This window comes from Metabacillus litoralis (genome assembly GCF_020524045.1).
In the GTDB taxonomy this organism is placed as follows: domain Bacteria; phylum Bacillota; class Bacilli; order Bacillales; family Bacillaceae; genus Metabacillus; species Metabacillus litoralis_C.
Genome location: NZ_JAIVKL010000003.1, coordinates 89,847 through 112,284, shown reverse-complemented (window position 1 = coordinate 112,284; position 22,438 = coordinate 89,847). Strand labels below are relative to the sequence as shown.

Here is a 22,438-nt window from a genome sequence, read left to right as displayed (position 1 = left end):
TTCTTAATATCTACACCATAATTCCAAGAATAATGAGTTATCCTTTTGTTTTAAAGTATGAAACAATAAGAATAATGTTCATATATCCACTTTGTTATAGGTAAGAATTGTATGCTTTCAAAACATCAGATTACTAAAAGAAAAAATACGGCCAAAAAATAAGTCATACCATGCAAAAGAGGTTAACCCAAATATCAAGGTTAACCTCTTTGCTATTTCATATTCAATTACCCTTGGTCACTACCAAAGAAATTACGGAATGATTGAATTGCAGTATCACGGTTTAGTGCAGCAATTGAAGTTGTTAAAGGAATTCCTTTTGGACAAGATTGCACACAGTTTTGTGAGTTACCACAATTCGCTAACCCACCATCACCCATGATTGATTCTAATCGCTCAGATTTATTCATCTCTCCTGTTGGATGAGCATTGAATAAACGAACTTGAGATAATGGAGCAGGCCCAATGAAGTTAGATTTACTATTAACATTAGGACATGCTTCTAAACATACACCACATGTCATACATTTTGATAACTCATAAGCCCATTGACGTTTTTTCTCAGGCATACGAGGTCCAGGTCCTAAATCATACGTACCATCAATTGGAACCCATGCTTTAACTTTCTTAAGAGAATCAAACATTCTCTTACGATCAACCTGTAAATCACGAACAACTGGAAAAGTACGCATTGGCTCAAGACGAATAGGTTGTTCAAGCTGATCAACTAGAGCTGTACATGATTGGCGTGGTTTACCGTTAATCACCATTGAACATGCCCCACATACTTCCTCAAGACAGTTCATATCCCAGTTGATAGGTGTTGTTTCTTTACCAGCCGAATTGACAGGATTACGACGAATTTCCATTAAAGCTGAAATAACATTCATATTAGGTCGGTAAGGAATTTCAAATTTCTCATCATAAGGAGCAGCTTCAGGTGAATCTTGACGGGTAATAATAAACTGAACTACTTTATTCTCGCTCATTATTATTTATCCCCCTTTTTGCTTTTAGAATAATCTCGCTTACGTGGCTTTATTAATGAAACATCAACATCATCATATGTGAATTCTGGAGCTGTTCGATCTCCTGTATATTTAGCCATAGTTGTTTTTAACCATTCCTCATCATTTCTCTCAGGGAAATCTGGTTTATAATGTGCTCCACGGCTTTCATTACGATTATAAGCACCGAGTGTTACAACACGTGATAACTGAAGCATATTTTTTAATTGACGAGTAAATGCAGCACCTTGGTTACTCCACTTCGCCGTATCATTGATGTTTATATGGTCAAATCTTTCAATTAACTCTTGAATCTTCTCATCCGTTTTTAAAAGCTTATCATTATGTCTAACAACTGTTACGTTATCAGTCATCCATTCTCCTAATTCCTTGTGGAGAACATATGCATTTTCTTTACCATCTAAATTCATAATATTGTTCCATTTTTCTTCTTCCTGTTTCACATGACCATCAAATACAGAAGCAGATAAGTCTTCAGCACTCTTTTCAAGACCATTTATATACTTCACAGCATTTGGTCCAGCAACCATTCCACCGTAGATTGCAGATAGAAGAGAGTTAGCACCTAGACGATTCGCTCCGTGCATAGAATAATCACACTCACCAGCTGCGAATAAACCAGGGATGTTTGTCATTTGGTCATAATCTACCCATAATCCACCCATAGAATAGTGAACAGCAGGGAAGATTTTCATTGGAACTTTACGCGGATCATCACCCATGAATTTTTCATAAATTTCAATAATACCACCTAGTTTAATATCAAGCTCTTTTGGATCTTTATGTGAAAGATCTAGGTAGACCATGTTTTCACCGTTAATACCTAGCTTTTGTTCTACACAAACATCAAAAATTTCACGTGTAGCTATATCACGAGGCACAAGGTTACCATAAGCAGGATATTTCTCCTCTAGGAAGTACCAAGGCTTTCCATCTTTATAAGTCCATACTCGCCCACCTTCCCCACGAGCTGATTCACTCATTAAACGAAGCTTGTCATCTCCTGGAATGGCAGTTGGATGGATTTGAATAAATTCACCATTTGCATAATAAACACCTTGTTGGTAAACAATAGATGCTGCAGATCCTGTATTTATCACAGAATTTGTTGATTTCCCAAATATAATACCAGGTCCTCCTGTTGCCATAATAACAGCATCAGCACGGAAAGATTCTATTTTCATAGATGTTAAGTTTTGAGAAGTAATACCACGACAAACATTATCATCATCGATTACTGCTCCTAAGAATTCCCAGCCTTCATATTTTGTTACAAGGCCAGCAACTTCATAGCGTCTCACTTGCTCATCTAAGGCATAAAGTAATTGCTGTCCAGTTGTTGCACCAGCAAATGCTGTACGATGATGCTGTGTTCCACCAAAACGTCTAAAATCAAGTAATCCTTCTGGTGTACGGTTAAACATTACACCCATTCGGTCTAATAGGTGAATGATTGAAGGCGCAGCTTCTGTCATTGCTTTAACTGGTGGTTGATTTGCTAAGAAGTCTCCACCATAAACTGTATCATCAAAATGTTCCCAAGGTGAATCTCCTTCACCCTTTGTATTTACAGCACCATTAATTCCACCCTGTGCACACACTGAGTGAGATCTTTTTACAGGTACTAATGAAAATAAATCTACTTGAACACCTGCTTCAGCAGCTTTAATTGTTGCCATTAAACCAGCTAAACCGCCACCAACAACGATAATTTTACTTTTACTCATTAACCCCACTCCCTTTTATAGCTATTTCTGGATTAAACGAATGCGAATATTGCGCGAATACCAACATATGAAAGAGCAACAAAGATCGCTAAAGTAACATATGTGGAAATAACTTGTGAGCGAGGAGTAACAGTAATTCCCCAGCTTACTGCAAATGACCATAAACCATTAGCAAAATGGAATATAGTAGAAATAACTCCAATTAAATAGAATGCTAACATAAATGGGCTACTTAAAATGGAAGCCATCATATCATAGTTTACTTCCGATCCTAATGCAGCTGCTATTCTTGTTTCCCAAACATGCCATGCAATAAAGATAAATGTAACAACCCCTGACACACGTTGTAGCATAAACAACCAATTACGTAAGTAACTATAGTTACTCACATTGTTTTTAGCAGTAAATGCAATGTAAACTCCATAAATAGCATGGTATAGAAGTGGTAGAAAAATAATGACAATTTCTAATACATACCTAAATGGAAGCATTTCCATAAAATGTGCAGCTTCATTAAATGCTTCAGGACCTCTTGTTGCAAAGTGATTGACAACTAAATGCTGAATCAAAAAGATCCCTACCGGAATTACTCCTAATAATGAATGCAGTCTACGATTCATAAACTCTCGGTTTCCAGCCATTGTACTTACCCCCTAGTATCAATAATGCGCTCACGATTTAAAATAAATGCAATTCTCTACCCAATATTCTTTTCCTAATAAAATTTACTTTAGTGCTGATGGTCACCAGCGATTGATTTAGGATTCGAAAATTAGATTTAAAACTAACAGACTATTAAAATTCTACCCTGTATGTTTATTTGAGATAAATTTGTGACAAATACATTTTACTCCCATAAAGAAATAGCGTCAAGAAAACGCGTTCATAAATTACATATTTTTAAGCAAATATATAATGCTTATAAATTTATTTTATCAGTATACTTAAAATCATCGCAAGTTTATAAAGTCCTTTTTTCCTCAATCACCATACATTCCCATCACCGCTCACCATGCTTTATTTCAGCCACTTGCTAAGTGTTAAACCCTATTCTTCAAGCAAACAGTGTGTTCAAAAATCACTCAAAAAAATATCTTCTCATCTTTTTACTTAATATTACATGTTTTTCAGCATGGATGTTGTTATATAATATACGAAAGAAAGAGGGGAATATCGTGAATAAACAATCTGCAATAATTAACTTAGAAGAACTACAGGATATAAATGTTCCTGCATTTGGCTTTGAATTATTAAGAGAAGTGCTCATTCCTGATATCCTAGGACAAGACCATCCTCAAATGCTTTATTGGGCAGGAAAAGGATTAGCACGTAAATTTCCTGTTGATTCACTTGAAGAATTATCAGCATTTTTTCAAAAAGCCGGATGGGGCAACTTGAGTCTTGTACATAATAAAAAAAGTGAAATGGAATTCGAGTTAAGTGGCGAACTGATTTCCATTCGTTTCAAAAAATCAAATGAGCATACCTTTCAAATGGAAGCTGGTTTTATTGCTGAACAACTTCAATCTTTAAACAATCAAATAACAGAAACGTATGAACAAGTGAAGAAACGAGCGAATAAAGTCGTTTTCACCGTAAAGTGGGATCAAAAAGATCCACTCGAAGATGAAGAAAATTCAATTGGTAAAAGAAGTGACCGAAAACTTTAATGACAATTTTATTATCAAAAGGGGCTGTTCAAATGCCCCTTTTTAATATGTGCTTGTGTTTTTCATATCATCCTCAACCAGCTCCAACCTTTTAAAAAGGCTCTTTTATGAACGATTGTTGCTATGCAACCAAAATTTATAGTGAAAACAGTTTTTTTCACTATAAGGGTACTATTTTTTGAAGAAAAGATGCCACTAGACTTAATACAGTGCTGATTGCTTCAGGGACCTTAAAGCAACAAAGTTTGCAAAATCAGCCTTTCTGAAAGACTATTGCTAATTGACGCCTTGACCAGTTAGAACCAGTGATTTATCGCATAAAAGATAGGAGCTGTAAAAGAAAAGATCCACTAGACTTTATACAGAAATATTTCCATCGGGATTCTAAAATTTCGAAAAACCGCTCTTATAATAGAATGTTTCTTTAAACGATAGCAGCGGATTTTGATAATTCAAAAGCATTGTGAAGAATATCCACAGCACTCACCATATGCACCTGATCAATCACAGTTGATACTTTAATCTCAGACGTACTTACCATTTTCACTGAAATACCTTCACTTGCTAATACGTCAAACATTTCAGCAGCAACTCCTGGGTTTGAAACCATACCAGATCCCACAATCGACACTTTTGCTAATCCTGTTTCGGATTCAACCTTCTCGTATTGTAATACAGATTGATGTTGTTCTAAAATCGTTAATGTATCTTCTAAATCACTCGTTTTAATAGAAAAAGAAATGGATGTTTTTTCATCACTTGTTGTGTTCTGTATGATGATATCCACATTCAGTCCATTTTTAGCTAAAGTTGAAAAGATTGTAGATAATGTTGATAACTCATTTGGTAAACCAAGAACTGATACTCTTGTAACTTGATCTTCAAAGGCAATTCCTCTTACAACTAAGTTTTGCTCCATTTTTGTTTCCTCCTCAATAATTGTTCCTCGCTCGTTAACCATACTTGAACGAACTTCTAAAGGTACATTATAATTTTTTGCAAATTCTACTGCACGCGGATGTAAAACACCTGCCCCTAAATTTGCCAATTCTAGCATTTCATCATATGAAATAGCATCTAATTTTCTAGCTTGTTTAACGAATCTCGGATCAGTTGTATAAACACCTGTAACATCTGTATATATATCACATTTATCTGCTTTAAGAGCAGCAGCTAACGCTACAGCAGTAGTGTCTGAACCGCCACGACCTAATGTCGTAATTTGTTGACCTGTTGAAAGACCTTGAAATCCAGCAACAACGACAATTTTCCCCTCATTTATTTCGCTTTTTATAGAATCAGTGTTAATATTTGTAATCCTCGCATTACCATGAGTCGCTTCCGTTTCTATTCCTGCCTGCCACCCTGTGCAAGATACAGCCTCATACCCTTTTTCTATTAAAGCCATTGTTAATAATGAAATCGTTACTTGTTCACCAGTTGTTAATAGCATATCCATTTCTCGTTTGCTAGGTTTTGTTGTAATTTGATTGGCTAAATCAACTAGCTGATCCGTCGATTTTCCCATTGCTGAAACAACAACAACTACATCATTACCATTCTCTTTTTCTTGGATCACTCGATTTGCTACATTTAAAATTCTTTCTACTGAACCAACAGAAGTTCCACCAAATTTTTGAACGATTATTCCCAAAAGTAATCTCACCCTTCAATTGTTTTAATAATCGATCATCGTCTGCTAAAGGTAGCGCCACAAGTTATCACAAATAATGCCCTATAAGATTAATTGTTATGGATTTTCAGAGCGTTTAGGAGCTTATAAATGCAATAAAAAAAGCAATGAGATAAAAAACATCCCATTGCTTTTAAAACGAAAAAATTCGTCTTTTACAATGAGATAGCTCTCCAAGAATATAAAAACTCTTGACAATTTTACATCTTTTAAATGTAAAACCAGCAATTAAAACAAATGGTGCTTTAATCACTTCGGCGAATATTCCTTTCACCAGCTTTCATCGGAAACCATTTCTCCTCAAGCTGGGTACTAATAATGTTCGCACCTCTACCCTCATTTAACAAACTAACGACCAAGTATCAAATTACTTATTACACTAACAGACTTTTAAAATGCTTGCAAGCACAAATTTGCTTGATCAACTCTTGTTTCATTTACTCTTGTAAATGTGTATATATAGTCTTCGCAAGATTATTAGGCATCCCTGCTTCAATAAAATCATCAATACTTGCTTCCTTCATCTTTTTTAAGGAACCAAAATGTTTTAATAATATCTTCTTTCGTTGAGCTCCAACACCTGGTATATCATCTAAAACTGATTGAAAAGAAGCTTTCCCTCTAAGCTGTCTATGAAATGTTATAGCAAATCGATGAACCTCATCCTGTATTCTTTGGAGAAGATAGAATTCCTGACTATTTCTCTCTAACTGAATAAATTCAGGAGGAGATCCTATTAAAAGCTCTGACGTACGATGTTTGTCATCTTTAACAAGTCCTACTACAGGAATATCGAGTGTTAATTCATTTATTAGAACATCTTGTGCTACTGCTAAATGTCCTTTTCCTCCATCGATGATTATTAAGTCTGGCAAAGGTAGTTCTTCCTTTAAAACACGACTATAACGCCTTCTTACAACCTCTCTCATTGATTCATAATCATCAGGACCTTCAACACCCTTAATTTTATATTTACGGTAATGCTTTTTCGCTGGTTTACCATCTTCAAACACGATCATTGCTGATACAGGATCTGTTCCTTGAATATTGGAATTATCAAAAGCTTCAATACGATGTGGAGTGGCTATCCCTAAAATATCTCCAAGATTTTCAACTGCTTTAATTGTTCTTTCTTCATCTCTTTCTATTAAAGCAAATTTTTCAACAAGTGCATTTTTTGCATTTTTATGTGCAAGCAAAATTAAATCCTTCTTCTTCCCTCTTTTAGGTTGGAGTGTTGCTACATCCAATAGTTTCTCAACAACATCAACCTCAATGCTATCTGGCAAAACAATCTCTTTTGGAATAAAGTGACTCGATTTTGAATAAAACTGTCCGAGAAAAGTTAAAAATTCCTGCTCAGGATGATCATAGATCGGAAACAATGATACATCTCGCTCAATCAGCTTTCCTTGACGTATGAAAAATACTTGAACACACATCCACCCTTTGTCATAAGCATATCCAAATACATCTCGATCAACAAAATCATTCATTGTCATTTTTTGTTTTTCCATGATGGCTTCTATATGGAGAATTTGATCACGATATTCTTTCGCTCGTTCAAAATCTAATTCCTCAGAAGCATTTACCATTTTTTCAGACAGTTCTTCTTTAATTTTCTTAAAGCCACCATTTAAAAATTTAGCAATTTCTTCTACCATCTGACGATTTGTTTCTACTGAAACATCTTTAATACAAGGAGCTAAACATTGACCCATATGATAATACAAACAAGCTCGATCAGGAAATGTCGAACACTTGCGTAAGGGATATAGTCGATCTAATAACTTAATCGTTTCACGTGCAGACTGTACATTAGGATAAGGACCAAAATATTTCGCTTTATCCTTCTTCACTTGCCTTGTCACAAGTAAACGTGGGTGACGTTCATTAGTAATTTTAATAAAAGGGTATGTTTTATCATCCTTGAGCATCACATTATACTTAGGATCATATTTCTTTATTAAATTTAATTCTAAAATTAGTGCTTCTAGATTGGAAGACGTTATGATATATTCAAAATCAACAATTTCATTGACAAGACGTAATGTTTTACCATCATGTGAACCTGTAAAATACGATTTCACACGATTCTTAAGAACCTTTGCCTTACCAACATAAATAACTGTACCTTGTCTATCCTTCATAATATAACAACCTGGTTGATCAGGAAGAAGTGCGAGCTTTTCCTTAAATTGTTCTCTCATAGCAAACACTCCTCACTATTTATTTGAAAGTTCTTTTCGAAAAGAACGAAATTAAATTATCTTTCACTCTATTTACAGCTCTAAAAAGTATACGAATTAAGCTCTTTTATCGAGATAGGCAGTAATCTACCATTTTATTAAAAATGACACATTACTGCCTACTAATTCCCTATTTTATCACGACTACCTATCATACGTCTTATGTTAAATTGTCGAAACGTATACAATTATTTCCTAAGAAATGATTAGCCAGAAATTGGAGAGCCATATTCTGACCACAAGCATCAAATTAATAATAGACCTCAGAGCATAGCTTGATTGAATATAGATTAAGACATATCCTTTCTTGCCTCACAAAAAAGGACTGACATATGTCAATCCTTTTAAGCATATATAAAGTAAGGCAGAACCTTGATATCTTATAGGTGCTTGTTTAAAACTTCAGCAAGCGCTTCTTTAGGTTGATATCCAACAGCTTTATCAACAACTTCGCCATCTTTCAATACTAGTAAAGTAGGGATACTCATTACGCCGAATTTACCTGCTGTTTCTTGGTTTTCATCAACGTCAACTTTAACAATTTTCACTTTTTCTCCCATATCTGTATCAAGTTCTTCAAGAACTGGAGCGATCATTTTACAAGGCCCACACCACGGTGCCCAAAAATCTACTAGTACAACTCCTTCATTTGTTTCACCAGAAAACGTTTGATCTGTTACATTTGTTATAGCCATTGAAATTCCTCCTAAAATGTTTGTTAAAATATGTTTAAATTATAGCACTCACATAAAAAGTTAGCGAACATTTTGCTTCTTTATTACTTTCCCCTATGAATCACGATTAAAACATAGTTTTTTCTGTAGATTATTTTAGGATACGTATTAGTTTTGATATACTTGCAGTCCATTAAAATGAGTTTGTCGACCTTACTCCCGCGCTTATTAACCATTCACATCTTATTTAATCATCAAACAAAAAAGGTAAAAGCACACTTTAAGCGTGCTTTTACCTTTTTATGCATTAACTTTTAATTTTTTAAACTCTTCTGTTAATAATGGGACGACTTCAAAAAGATCTCCAACGATTCCGTAATCTGCAACTTTGAATATATTTGCTTCTGAGTCTTTATTAATGGCCACAATAACTTTTGAATTGGACATACCTGCTAAATGCTGAATTGCACCAGAAATTCCACAAGCAATATACAAGTCAGGTGTTACTACCTTTCCTGTTTGACCAATTTGTAAGGAATAGTCACAATATTCCGCATCACAAGCACCACGTGAAGCACCAATAGCACCGCCGAGAACATCAGCTAATTCTTTTAATGGTTCAAAACCATCCTCACTTTTCACTCCACGACCACCAGCAATGACTACCTTTGCTTCTGATAAATCTACACCTTCTGTAGCTTTTCGGACGACTTCTTTAACTATTGTACGCAAATCCTTAATCTCAACAGATAAAGAACGAACATCACCTGTTCTTGATTCATCTTTTTCTAATGAGCTAATATTATTTGGACGTATTGTAGCAAAAATGATTCCATCTGTTACGATTTTCTTTTCAAAAGCTTTACCTGAATAGATTGGACGAGTGAACACGACATTTCCACCAGCAACTTCAATGGAGGTTGCATCAGATATTAGCCCTGAGTTTAGTTTTGCTGCAACTTTAGGTGATAAATCTTTACCTAATGCTGTATGTCCAAACACAATTCCCTCAGGGTTTTCCTCTTTAATTACAGCTAATACTGCTTGAGAATAACCATCAGGAGTATAGGTGCTAAGTTTTGTATCTTCAACTACTATCACACGATCTGCTCCATAGTGTATTAACTCCATACCTAGTGATTCAACCTGGTCACCCACTAAGACAGCGACTACTTCTCCACCTTCTGAAATAGTTTTTCCTGCTGCAATTGCCTCAAAAGAAACATTTCTTAAAGATTGATCACGAGCTTCACCTAATACAAGTACTTTTCTTGCCATGATTATTTCCCCCTGTTCAAATAGTAATAATTTGTTCTCCCTACCATTCTTCTAATCTATGATTAAACAACCTTTGCTTCGTTACGAAGTAATGTGACAAGCTCTTTTACTTGGTCTTCAAGTTCACCTTGTAACACTTTGCCAGCTTCTTTTTTCGGCGGTAAATAAATTTCAATTGTTTTTGTTTTTTGTTCTACATCATCTTCATCTAAATCAAGATCATCTAGTTCTAGTTCATCTAGTGGTTTTTTCTTAGCTTTCATAATCCCAGGTAATGAAGGGTAACGTGGCTCATTTAATCCTTGTTGTGCCGTTACAAGTAATGGTAATGTTGTTTCAATCACTTCAGAATCACCCTCAACATCACGAGTAACAGTTGCTTTGTTTCCATCAATTTCAAGCTTTGTTATCGTTGTTACATATGAGATGTTAAGTAATTCTGCTAAACGTGGTCCAACTTGACCTGAACCACCATCAATTGCAACATTTCCTCCTAAGATAAGATCAGCATCTTTATCTTTCAAAAATTCTGCTAGAATTCTTGAAGTTGTATATTGATCACCTTCATCAAGATCATCTTCAATATTAATTAAAACAGCCTTATCACACCCCATTGCTAATGCTGTTCTTAATTCTTTTTCAGACTCTTCTCCACCAATTGTAACAACCGTAACTTCTCCACCATTTGCATCACGAACTTGAATTGCTTCTTCTATTGCATATTCATCGTAAGGATTAATGATGAATTCAGCACCATCCTCACTTATTTGTCCATTTTGCACAGCGATTTTTTCCTCTGTATCAAACGTTCTTTTCATCATGACAAAAATATTCATTTCCCATTCCCCCATGTTATTAAGTAGTTTTAAAAAGGTAAATGCTAGATGCAACTGTTTTTTTATAATAAGTATTCTAGCGATCTTAGAACGAAGGTATAATCAACAATTATTTCCCAGTAAAGTTCGGTTTTCTTTTTTCGATGAAAGCTGAAATACCTTCTTTTGCGTCATCACTACCAAATAATTCACCAAATAATTCTGCTTCTTTTCTCATTCCATTTTGATAGGTAACCGATTTGGGACTATTTAAAAGCTCGATAACAGCTTTGATTGATTTTGGACTTTTTTGAGCAAATTTAGTTGCTAATGCTTTTGTTTCTTCTAATAGTTTTTCTTGAGGAAATGCATGATTTGCCAGCCCTAGCTTTACAGCCTCTAAGCCTAATATCGGTTCACTTGTTAGCATCATTTCTAATGCACGACCTGTACCAACGTATTTTGGTAACCTTTGGGTACCGCCAAAACCAGGTATTATACCTAGTTGTAATTCTGGTAACCCTAACTTGGCGTCCTCTGTCACAAGTCTGAGATGACATGACATGGCAAGTTCTAATCCACCGCCTAGTGCAGCTCCATGAATTGCAGCAATTATAGGCTTACCGTAATTTTCAACTCGTTCAAATAACTCCTGACCATTTGAAGCTAACTTTGAAAACTCAGTTTCAGATGATACTTGTACAAATTCTTTAATATCTGCACCCGCTGAGAAGAATCTACCTTCGCCGTGTAAAATGATCACTCGAACGGATTCATCGTTCTCAAATTCATCTAATAGTTTTGAAAGCTCTTTCAAAACTCCTGAAGCTAAAGCATTTGCAGGAGCATTGTCAATTGTAACAACTGCAAGAAAATTAGATATATCTACCTTTAGGTATCCCATTTACGTCTTTCCTCCTATAACTAGTATCATTCCTTTTACTATATTTTTTATCAAGTAGGAAAATGACTATATTTAAAGGCTCTGTTAAACTTTGTGGTTGATTTCCGTTACAGGCATTCGCTTTCCGCGGGCGGTCCGGAAGCCTCCTCGGCGCAAGCGCCTGTGGGGTCTCCCTTCGACACGCTTCTCCCGCAGGAGTCTCATGCCTTTCACTCCAATCAACCAAGTGCTAAAAATCAACCATAAGCTTTAACATAGCCTATTTAAAACACTGTATCTTCAGAAGTACAAAAATATACTCCTAAAGATAAACGTGTTTTTATCCTTTATTTGCTAAACCGTTGATAAACAAGCTATGCACTTTTGGTGCTTGTGTTAGTAAATTATATTTTTGTTCATTCATAACCCAAGTAGTAACTGTTTCGTCAATTGTTCCAAAAATCATTTGTCTTGCGATTCTTTTATCTAGCTCTTCTCTAAATTCTCCTGTTTCTTTTCCAGCATCGATAATTTTATCTACTACATTTAAATAACCTTTTAACACTTCATTGATTCTTAATCTTAATTCTTTATTTGATTGTCTAAGCTCCAGCTGTGTTACAATGGCTAAATGATGATCTTCTGCTAATAAAGAAAAATGCTTTTCTATAAGAGAGTGAAGCTTTTCCGCAGCTGTTTGCTTTAATTCGATTTCTTCTTCAATTTTTTCAATGAAAATTCCCATTTTTTCTTGAAAAAGTGAAACGAGTATATCTTCTTTGTTTTTAAAATATAGGTATATGGTTCCGTCAGCTACACCTGCCTGCTTGGCAATTTTTGAGACCTGTGCTTGATGATATCCATTTTCAGCAATGACAATGACTGCTGCATCAATTATTTGTTTGTATTTTGGTTTTTTCTGTTTCAATCTTGAACGCTCCTTTTTAAATGAATGAATCATCATTCATAAATTAATCATAGTTATTCCTTTCAATTCTGTCAAGACAATTTAATAAAAAAACATTAAATAGATTACATTCCTACCTATTAATTTGACCTTAAGATTGAAACAAACTTAGCATGATACAGATCCAAAGGATTTGAAAATGAATCATGCTAAACTTCTTTTTATTTAGTTCGCGTTTTTCATTTTTTCCTTTTCTTCATCTACTAATGCACGTCTAAGGATTTTACCAACAGCAGTTTTCGGTAGTTCATCCCTAAATTCATAAATTCTCGGGACTTTGTAGGCCGCTAAATGTTTTCGAGAATATTCATTAAATTCTTCCGTTGTTGCAACCTGGCTGTCTTTTAAAACAATATAAGCCTTAACAGTTTCTCCTCGATAAGGATCAGGTACACCTGCAACAACAACTTCTTGTACTTTTTCATGTTCGTAAAGGATTTCTTCAATTTCACGTGGGTAGATATTATAACCACCAGCTAAAATCATATCTTTTTTCCGATCAACGATATAAAAATAACCTTCTTCATCCATATAACCAATATCTCCAGTAAGTAACCAACCATCTTTAAAGGTTGCATCTGTTTCTTCTTTTTTATTCCAATAACCTTTCATTACTTGAGGGCCTCGAATAGCTAATTCTCCAAGTTCGTTGGGTTCTGCCACCCCACCCGTTTCATATGAATAGACGATTGCTTCTGTATTAGGCCATGGAACACCAATACTACCTTTTTTTCTTTCACCCCAAATAAAATTCGAATGTGTAACAGGAGAGGTTTCAGATAATCCATAACCTTCAACAAGTCGACCACCAGTCACTTTTTCAAATTTCTCTTGGACCTCAACAGGAAGTGGTGCTGATCCGCTAATACAACATTTGATTGAGGATAAATCATATTTCTGAATATCCGGATGATTTAATAAAGCTATATAAATAGTTGGTGCACCTGGGAATAATGTAGGTTTTAATTTACCGATTGTCTTTAATGCTTCCTTCGCATCAAACTTGGGTAAAAGAATCATCTTATAACCTTGCATGACCGAGAGATTCATTACCGTAGTCATGCCATATACATGAAAAAATGGAATAATACCTAATATAGATTCTTCTCCTTTTTTACATTTATACATCCATGTTGAGCACATTTTCGTATTAGATGCCACATTGTGATGTGTTAACATCACTCCTTTTGGAAACCCAGTTGTTCCACCTGTATATTGTAAAAGTGCAATATCATTCATGGTGTCACATTCATGCACGTCAATATCAGGTTGTGCTACCTCCATAATCTTACTGAACAAATGTGTTGTTCCTTCATGCTCAACTTTTACAACCAATTGATTTTGCTTTTTTTGAACAAAAGGATATAAAAGATTTTTAGGAAAAGGTAAATAGTCCTTAATACTCGTTACAACGATGTGTTTTAAATTTGTTAACGCTTTCATTTTAGAGACTCTAGGATATAATAAATCTAGCGTAATAATAAATGTGGACTCGCTATCTTTTAATTGGTATTCTAGCTCTCGTTCCATATAAAGTGGATTAGTCTGAACAACAATCCCACCAGCTAATAAAACTCCATAATATGCAATGACTGCTTGTGGACAGTTCGGTAACATAATGGAAACACGTTCATCCTTTTTTAAACCCAGAGATTGAAAGTAGTTAGCCAATTTTAATGATTGATTATAAACTTCTGAATAAGTGAGATCTTTTCCTAGAAAGTGAATAGCGGTTTTGGTAGGGAATTCTAGTGCAGATTGCTTTAGGTAATCTTGTAGAGACTTTCCATCATCAAGCATTAATTCGTGAGGAATTTCATCAGGATATAGATTTAACCAAGGTTTTTGAATTTCCATCTTATCTCCCCCTTGAGATCATTTAATTCTTTAACTATTGATAACAAAATGAAATTCTGTTATCTCCCCTTTGTAAAAGTATAGCAGATTTTTTTATTTTCAGAAATATAAATATTTTTAAATAGTACAAGGGCCTGACCCTTATATGGGCCAGGCCTTAATGTATAAACTTTGCTATTGATAACAATCATAAAATTATTATTTTAGAAAAGGCAATCTAGGTTATTTATTACACTTTGTGAATGAATCATTTATGAAACTTCCGTAGGAAAAGTGTATTCTAGAGATCCAGATGCTAGGGCTGAGGAGGGCTCCAAGCGAATACCCTTTTCACAATCACAACAATTCAGCAGGTTCTTAGAAAAAAACTAAAAATACAATACCGATTAAAATAAATACTCCACATAGCCCAAACATTATTTTAGCCAATGTTTCCACATTACACTCTCCTTAAAGACTTGCTCCTATAACAAAAGATAACCCTATGGATATAACAAGTGAAATAAACCCGACAGCACGGTTATCTTTTTTGATTTCGTCATCGATTTTAAATTTAGGTGTCATAAATTCATAAATAAAATAGCCTAATAATAATAAAATAAACCCAAATAAGCCTGATCCCATCATTTCCAACACACTGTCATGTTGATTAATGGAAAATCGAAAGATATTAGCTATCCCAAAAATTTTCCCACCTGTAGCCATAGCTACTGCTAGGTTACCTTTTTGAATTTCTTCCCAGTTTTTGTATTTAGTCACTAGCTCAAATATTGTTAAGAATACGATTATACACAAAACAACAACACTGTAATAAGCAGCCGTTTGAACTAAGTCATTTTCCCAAAATGTATTCATTCCTCTTCTCCCCGCTATTTGAGTTCAACAACTGTTACACCAGAACCACCTTCACCAGCTTCTCCGAATCGTGTACTCTTAACACTCCGATGATTTTTAAGCAGCTCTTTCACACCCGTTCTAAGGGCTCCAGTTCCTTTACCATGAATGATTGACACTCTAGGATAACCCGCTAATACAGCATCATCCAAGTATTTTTCAACTCTTAACAAGGCATTTTCAAAACGCTCACCACGTAAATCAAGTTCTAATGATACATGATAATCCTTGCCCTTTACTGTTGCTAAAGGTTTTTCTTGTATTTCCTGTTTTGGTCTTTTTATATATTGAAGATCTTTTTCCTTGACCTTCATTTTCATAATACCCATTTGTACCTGCCACTCATTATCACTTACTTTTTCAATTAAATGGCCCTTTTGATCAAAACTTATCACTTTTACCTCATCACCTGGTAATAAGGATTGCTTAACAGGCTGATTTTTAACTACATTCTTACTTTTTTCAAATTGAGGTAAAGCATCTTCTAAACGTTTTTTCGCATCGATAAGTTCATGCTCTTTCACCTGTGCATGCTGCTCTTTTCTCAACTTACGTAAATCATGAATGATTTTCTGAGCTTCTTGTGTCGCTTCCTCAACCTTTTCTTGTGCTTTACGTTCTGCTTTTTCGTATAAAACATCTCGTTGAGCATTAAATTCTATAATTTGTTTTTGGAGCTCTTTATGAAGCTGCTCAGCTTCTTTACGGATCTTTTCCGCTTCTAGTAATTCATAATCCGCGGTTTTTTTGCTTGTCTCTAACGAAGCAATCATTGTATCTACTTCATTATGTTCTTCACTCATTTGAGCTTTTGCCATATTTATGACTTTTTCTTGTAAACCTAACCGTTTAGATATTTCAAAGGCATTACTTCGCCCTGGTACACCTATTAGTAATTTATACGTTGGACTTAATGTTGCAATATCAAATTCAACACTGGCATTCACAACACCACTGCGATTATAACCATAAGCTTTAAGCTCTGGATAATGAGTCGTTGCTACAACACGTGCTCCTCTGTTATACACTTCATCTAAAATGGAAATGGCAAGCGCCGCTCCTTCTTGAGGATCTGTACCTGCTCCAAGCTCATCAAAAAGAACTAGACTTTTATGATCAACCTTATGAAGAATATCAACAATGTTCACCATATGTGATGAGAAGGTACTTAAGCTTTGCTCAATTGATTGCTCATCCCCAATATCAGCGTAAACAGCTTGAAACACAGCGATTTCAGATCCATCCAAAGCAGGTATTTGCAATCCAGCTTGCGCCATAATTGTACAAAGTCCTAGTGTTTTTAACGCTACCGTTTTACCACCTGTGTTAGGTCCTGTTATGACAATAGTCGTAAAATCAGTACCAAGTTCGATATCATTTGGAACAACTTCGTTTTCAGCTAACAACGGATGGCGTGCTTTTACTAACCTTACAATGCCATTCTCGTTCACCGCTGGTCTTGTTCCCTTCATTTTTTTAGCATATTTAGCTTTTGTAAACATAAAATCCATTTCTGCAAGACAATAGACATTTTGTAAAATTTCATCACTATACTCAGCCACTTCACTAGATAAAATCGTTAAAATTCGATCTATTTCAACTTTCTCTTTTACCTTTGCTTGTTGAAGTGTATTGTTTAAATCAACAATAACTTGTGGCTCAATAAATAAAGTAGCTCCAGAGCTCGACTGATCATGCACGATTCCGCCATATGAAGCACGATATTCCTGTTTGACTGGTAAAACAAATCGATCATTTCTAATCGTAATAATCGCGTCTGAAAGCATTTTTGTTGCTGATGACGAACGAATCATTGATTCTAATTTATCTCTAACTCTCGCTTCTGTTGTTCGTAATTGTTGACGAATGCCTTTCAATGTAACGCTTGCACTATCTAGGACATACCCATTATCATCAATACACTCAGAAATTTTTCTTTCAATATCATGTAGTACAACAATTTTTTCTGCAAATATAGGAAGATGATGAAGCTCGATTTCATCTTCAACCATTTTTTCGATAAATCTCTTCATTTGTCTAGCTGCATACAATGTTCCAGAAACTTCATTTAGTTCTACAGCATTCAAAATACCGCCTATTTTTGCTCTTTTAATTGTTGTTCGTATATCTACAAGTCCACCAAGTGGAATATTTCCCTTTAAACGATATACTTTAGCAGCTTCATCTGTTTGTTCTTGAGCAATGACAACTTCTTGAAAACTAGTTGAAGGTACTAACGCTTTTGCTTTTTCTTTTCCTAAGGAAGAAGCGGCATGCTGAACAAGTTGATCTTTTACTTTTTCAAATTCTAACACGTGAAGTACTTTTTGCTGCAAAACAATAAACCTCCTATAAAATGCGTAAAGCACTTTAACGATTGTGCTAGCACTATTTACCTTATCTTTTCGTTCATTTCTTCAACATTTAATGTATGATGAAGGCTAAAACCAATATTTAATAAACTAATCCTATTAATGATGTCTATTTAAAAATGCTTTTAATTGATCAACATCCCACGTATTAATGACGTTTTCACTTTTGATCCAGCCTTTCACTGCAGTAGAAACACCTATTGTCATATGTTCAAGCATATCTATATTATGAGCATCAGTATTAATAACGAGCTTAACTCCAGCTTCTTGAGCTTTTTTCACATATTCTGCACTTAAGTCTAATCGATTTGGATTGGCATTTAACTCTAGTGCTGTATCTGTTTCCTTTGCTAGCTCAAGAAGCATATCAATATCTACGTCATAACCTTTTCTTTTACCGATAATTCTGCCTGTTGGATGGGCGATTATGTCAACATGATTATTTTTCAGTGCTGTTTTCAAGCGGTCCATAATCACGTCCTGTGATTGTGAAAAACTTGAATGAATCGAAGCAATAACAAGATCCATCTCTTGTAACAATTCATCATCATAATCTAGCGTAGCATCTGGCAAAATATCCATTTCTACACCAGCTAAAATAGTGATATCACTATACTCTTCGTTTAAAAGATCGATTTCTTTACGTTGAGCTCTTAATCGTTCTGATGTTAATCCATTTGCTACCTTTAAATATTGTGAATGATCTGTAATCGCAATATATTTATAGCCTTTTTTCCGGCATGCCTCAACCATCTCTCTAATTGTGAAAGCACCATCACTCCATGTAGAGTGCATATGAAGATCACCTCTCACATGTTCTAATGTAATGACCTTTGATTCATGTTGAAATAATTCAACCTCAGTTCCATCTTCTCTTAACTCAGGCGGAATATGTGGTAATTGAAAATATTGATAAAAATCGGCTTCTGACTCGAAGTTTTTCACTTCACTAGTTTCAATATTTTCAACACCATATTCACTAATTTTCTCTCCACGTTCTTTTGCAAGTTGCCTCATTCTTACATTATGATCTTTAGATCCAGTGAAGTGATGTAGAGTTGTGGCATATTCAAGCGGCTTTACTAATCTAAAATCAACACTTACCTCATATTCATAGCTGAGCTGAATCGAAACCTTCGTATCTCCACTTGCGATAATTTCAGAAAGATTAGGAATAGCTAATAATTGATTCCTTACTTGTTCTGGCTCGTTTGTTGCGATAATAAAATCCAAGTCTTTAATGGTTTCTCTCATTCTTCTGATACTTCCTGCTTTAGAGAACTTTTCTATCCCTTGGCATTGCTCTAAATATTCTTCAATATGCTCTGCTATCGGTAACATAAATGCTAATGGTAACCGCTCTGGTCTGTTGCCCATTTCAGCAATTGCCGCTAGTATCTTTTCTTCTGATTTTTTTCCAAAACCAGCTAATGATTGAATTTTATTTTCTTCACATGCTTGTTTTAATGTATCTACACTATCTATGTTTAGTTCTTTGTATAACTTGGCAATCTTTTTACCACCCAAACCTGGCAGTTTTAACAACGGTAATAAACCTGATGGAACTTCTTCCTCCAATTGCTTTAGAACTTCAGATTCCCCTGATTCAACAAACTCTATAATCACAGCAGATGTCCCTTTACCAATTCCTGCAATTTTAGTGAAATCATCTATTTGCGATAAACTTCTGTCATCTGTTTCAAGGGCATTTGCAGCTTTTCTAAACGCTGATATTTTAAAGGGATTATCTCCTTTTAATTCCATTAGTACCGCAATTTTTTCTAATAAACGAATAACGTCTTTTTTATGTAACTCCATTTCATTCACCTCTATATGTTACTTATTAATAAAAATGATACAAATAAATAATGAAAATGTACAATTTCCTATCTTTATTTTTAAGATAAAATTCTTAAAACTATTATGTTAATTTTTAATGACGAATATATTAAAATGATGAACATTAACTTTTATAAAGCAAAACTTTATAGTATATGCGCAATTGCTAACAAATCTTTAGTAAACAGGCTATATAAAGAAACAAATCCTTTACAAACTTTGCATCTATTTTATCATAGAATAACCATTATCTTTTATGTCAACACTTCTTTAACAGGTAATGATATATAGAAGCAGTTCTTAGTAAAGAGCCTTAATTTAAACGATAAAAGCAGACCAAATCCACTTTTTGAGGTTGATCTACTATTTGATATGTTATGTATTCTAGCTATTTCTTAGCAATAGTTGTTACTACTAGAAAAAAGAGGTTGACTAAGAAAAACATTTCCTACATATACCAAAAATGAATGATTAGTAAAAACTAAATCATCATTGATTATGAGGAAGCATTGTTTCATTAAGTCAGCCTCTTATGAAGATATGTACTGTATCCAAAGCTCATTTACTTTATCAGAGAAATATGGAGTATGATTCACGATTAAGTTTGCTAATACCGACTGATCTAAAGCAAGTTGAATTTGTTCAATAGGTAATAATGCACCTATAAATAGGAGAATGAATAAAACTAAATATGATTCCAGAAAACCTAAAATGGATCCTGCCCATCTATTTAATTGCTTTAAAATTGGAAGTAATGCTACAAAATCTAGCATGGAGCCAATAATTTGCATGACAATCTTTGTCCCAATAAATAGTATAACGAACGCTACGGCACGATAAAAAGCACCCTCAAGGTCGTCACCATTTAATAATGAGAGTATTGCTGGTCCCTCACTTGTTACAGGGTATGGAATCCAGAGCTTTAATTTCGGTGCAAGATCATCAAAATACTGGTATGCTACTATATAGGCAACAACAAACCCAGTTAAATGGATAAATTGAAGGATAAATCCGCGTTTTAAGCCGACTAGTATCCCAAACATTAAAATAATAAATAATACGAAATCTAGCATTTCTTGGCTTCAATCCTTTTCTATTAATTGTTTCTCTAATTTTTCGTAGTCTTCTTTTAGTTTCAGATAGTCATGCACAACATTTACCGCTGTTAACACAGCTAGCTTATTTATATCAAGAGAAGGGTTTTTACTATTAATCTCTCGCATTTTATCATCAACAATTGAAGCAACAGCTCGAATATGGCTTGTACTTTCTGAACCGATAATTGAATATTGGTGTCCATATATATCTACTGTTGTTTTCGATTTAGGGCGATTTGACAACGATAAATCCTCCATTTCCTGCAAATCCTATTCCTTATCATAACACGAAGCTTTATGATATGGGAAGAAGTTCAATAGACTCTTAAATGAGTAAATTTCTTATCTGAAAGGATGTCTCTATTGGCAAACTCAGTTATTAAAGTAAATCAATCTATTATAGATCAAATGAATACTCATTACTCCGCTTATAAAACAGGGAAAACTCCTCCTGGTGCTGTATTCTCTGCGAAAATAGATGGATGTACCATTACTGCTTATAAATCGGGTAAGGTTTTATTTCAAGGTGGATCTGCAGAAGCGGAATCAACAAAATGGGGAAGGAAATTAGAGCAAAAAGATAAGCCAGCTTCATCTAATAAAACTCCTGCAACTTATCAACCACCTGCAAATATTGCCGATTTATCAATTATTGGTTCAGATGAGGTAGGAACAGGAGATTTTTTCGGTCCTATAACAGTTGTTGCTGCATATGTGAAGAAAGAACAAATTCCTTTACTTAAAGAACTTGGGGTAAAAGACTCAAAAAATCTAAAAGATCCTCAAATTATTGAAATCGCCAAGGATCTTATTAACACAATTCCTTATAGTCTTCTTGTATTACATAATGAAAAATATAATGAACTTCAACAACAAGGTATGTCACAAGGAAAAATGAAAGCTTTACTACATAATCAAGCAATTAATCATTTATTAAGTAAAATTGCCCCACAAAAACCTGACGGATTATTAATTGATCAATTTGTTGATCCCAATATTTACTTTAAACATCTAACGGGAAAGAAACTGCCTAATGAAAAAACCTATTTCTCAACAAAAGCTGAAGGCATACATTTAGCAGTTGCAGCAGCTTCCATTATCGCAAGGTATTCATTTGTAAAAGAGTTTGATCGGTTATCAGAAATTGCTGGTTTGAAGATACCAAAAGGGGCAGGTGCCCAGGTCGATCTAGCAGCTGCGAAGATTTTAAAAAGAAACGGTAGGGACTTTTTAGAATCGATTACGAAAAAGCATTTTGCTAATACGGAAAAAGCACTAAAGATTGCTAAAAGGTAAAAATAATACCTTGTGAGGTCTTTATAAGGGTGCAATCACGAAATAGAGGCTAATTTTCAGCCATCTAAAAGGGTTGGTCCAGCATATCTTCGATTTTTA

18 protein-coding genes and 1 riboswitch are annotated in these 22,438 nt (G+C 34.6%); of the genes, 2 read left to right on the top strand and 16 right to left on the bottom strand.

Annotated elements, in window-relative coordinates; all coding sequences use genetic code 11:
• Positions 1 to 227: 227 nt before the first annotated feature.
• From sdhB to LC076_RS06720, 3 genes are read right to left on the bottom strand one after another with little or no spacing between them, the layout of a single operon-like run.
• Entirely contained in the window at positions 228 to 989 is a 762-nt protein-coding gene (sdhB, locus tag LC076_RS06730; protein ID WP_226667131.1) for a succinate dehydrogenase iron-sulfur subunit, read from the bottom strand.
• 2 nt (positions 990 to 991) lie between these two features.
• On the bottom strand, positions 992 to 2,755 hold the full coding sequence (gene sdhA, locus LC076_RS06725) for a succinate dehydrogenase flavoprotein subunit (RefSeq protein ID WP_226667130.1): 1,764 nt from the start codon (positions 2,753 to 2,755) through the stop codon (positions 992 to 994).
• Between the two features lie 32 nt (positions 2,756 to 2,787).
• Positions 2,788 to 3,396: a succinate dehydrogenase cytochrome b558 subunit gene (locus LC076_RS06720; RefSeq protein ID WP_226667127.1), complete on the bottom strand. Its 609-nt coding sequence runs from the start codon at positions 3,394 to 3,396 to the stop codon at positions 2,788 to 2,790.
• Positions 3,397 to 3,930: 534 nt separating this feature from the next.
• Here LC076_RS06720 and LC076_RS06715 point away from each other — a divergent pair.
• A complete protein-coding gene (locus LC076_RS06715; RefSeq protein WP_226667125.1) occupies positions 3,931 to 4,425 on the top strand; it encodes a YslB family protein in 495 nt (164 codons plus the stop codon).
• Between the two features lie 424 nt (positions 4,426 to 4,849).
• Here LC076_RS06715 and LC076_RS06710 read toward each other — a convergent pair whose 3' ends face one another.
• The 13 genes from LC076_RS06710 to zapA form a co-directional block, all read right to left on the bottom strand.
• Positions 4,850 to 6,079 carry an aspartate kinase gene (locus LC076_RS06710; RefSeq protein ID WP_226667123.1) on the bottom strand — a complete coding sequence of 410 codons (1,230 nt, stop codon included), beginning with the start codon at positions 6,077 to 6,079 and terminating at the stop codon, positions 4,850 to 4,852.
• Positions 6,080 to 6,276: 197 nt separating this feature from the next.
• Positions 6,277 to 6,459: riboswitch (Lysine riboswitch) on the bottom strand.
• A 96-nt stretch (positions 6,460 to 6,555) separates the two neighbouring features.
• Entirely contained in the window at positions 6,556 to 8,328 is a 1,773-nt protein-coding gene (uvrC, locus tag LC076_RS06705; protein WP_226667122.1) for an excinuclease ABC subunit UvrC, read from the bottom strand.
• 419 nt (positions 8,329 to 8,747) lie between these two features.
• Positions 8,748 to 9,062, bottom strand: coding sequence for a thioredoxin (trxA, locus tag LC076_RS06700; RefSeq protein WP_226667115.1), 315 nt, complete (start codon positions 9,060 to 9,062; stop codon positions 8,748 to 8,750).
• A 279-nt stretch (positions 9,063 to 9,341) separates the two neighbouring features.
• On the bottom strand, positions 9,342 to 10,319 hold the full coding sequence (locus LC076_RS06695) for an electron transfer flavoprotein subunit alpha/FixB family protein (protein ID WP_226667114.1): 978 nt from the start codon (positions 10,317 to 10,319) through the stop codon (positions 9,342 to 9,344).
• Positions 10,320 to 10,381: 62 nt separating this feature from the next.
• The gene (locus LC076_RS06690) at positions 10,382 to 11,155 is read right to left on the bottom strand and encodes an electron transfer flavoprotein subunit beta/FixA family protein (protein WP_226667113.1); all 774 of its coding nucleotides are present in this window, start codon (positions 11,153 to 11,155) and stop codon (positions 10,382 to 10,384) included.
• A 109-nt stretch (positions 11,156 to 11,264) separates the two neighbouring features.
• Positions 11,265 to 12,038, bottom strand: a complete 774-nt coding sequence (locus tag LC076_RS06685) for an enoyl-CoA hydratase (RefSeq protein WP_226667112.1) — start codon at positions 12,036 to 12,038, stop codon at positions 11,265 to 11,267.
• Positions 12,039 to 12,357: 319 nt separating this feature from the next.
• Positions 12,358 to 12,945 (bottom strand): TetR/AcrR family transcriptional regulator, encoded by a 588-nt coding sequence (locus LC076_RS06680; protein WP_226667110.1) that lies wholly within the window; start codon positions 12,943 to 12,945, stop codon positions 12,358 to 12,360.
• 204 nt (positions 12,946 to 13,149) lie between these two features.
• Positions 13,150 to 14,841 carry an AMP-binding protein gene (locus LC076_RS06675; RefSeq protein ID WP_226667109.1) on the bottom strand — a complete coding sequence of 564 codons (1,692 nt, stop codon included), beginning with the start codon at positions 14,839 to 14,841 and terminating at the stop codon, positions 13,150 to 13,152.
• A 450-nt stretch (positions 14,842 to 15,291) separates the two neighbouring features.
• A complete protein-coding gene (locus LC076_RS06670; RefSeq protein WP_226667107.1) occupies positions 15,292 to 15,696 on the bottom strand; it encodes a DUF350 domain-containing protein in 405 nt (134 codons plus the stop codon).
• 14 nt (positions 15,697 to 15,710) lie between these two features.
• Complete coding sequence (locus LC076_RS06665) at positions 15,711 to 18,071, bottom strand: endonuclease MutS2 (RefSeq protein WP_226667106.1); 2,361 nt, start codon at positions 18,069 to 18,071, stop codon at positions 15,711 to 15,713.
• A 135-nt stretch (positions 18,072 to 18,206) separates the two neighbouring features.
• Positions 18,207 to 19,925 (bottom strand): DNA polymerase/3'-5' exonuclease PolX, encoded by a 1,719-nt coding sequence (gene polX, locus LC076_RS06660; RefSeq protein ID WP_226667105.1) that lies wholly within the window; start codon positions 19,923 to 19,925, stop codon positions 18,207 to 18,209.
• A gap of 551 nt (positions 19,926 to 20,476) precedes the next feature.
• Complete coding sequence (locus LC076_RS06655) at positions 20,477 to 21,019, bottom strand: CvpA family protein (protein WP_226667103.1); 543 nt, start codon at positions 21,017 to 21,019, stop codon at positions 20,477 to 20,479.
• Between the two features lie 9 nt (positions 21,020 to 21,028).
• A complete protein-coding gene (gene zapA, locus LC076_RS06650; RefSeq protein WP_204955418.1) occupies positions 21,029 to 21,286 on the bottom strand; it encodes a cell division protein ZapA in 258 nt (85 codons plus the stop codon).
• A 120-nt stretch (positions 21,287 to 21,406) separates the two neighbouring features.
• On the opposite strand from zapA, the gene rnhC reads away from it, so the two are divergent.
• A complete protein-coding gene (rnhC, locus tag LC076_RS06645; protein ID WP_226667102.1) occupies positions 21,407 to 22,339 on the top strand; it encodes a ribonuclease HIII in 933 nt (310 codons plus the stop codon).
• The last annotated feature ends 99 nt before the right edge of the window (positions 22,340 to 22,438 follow it).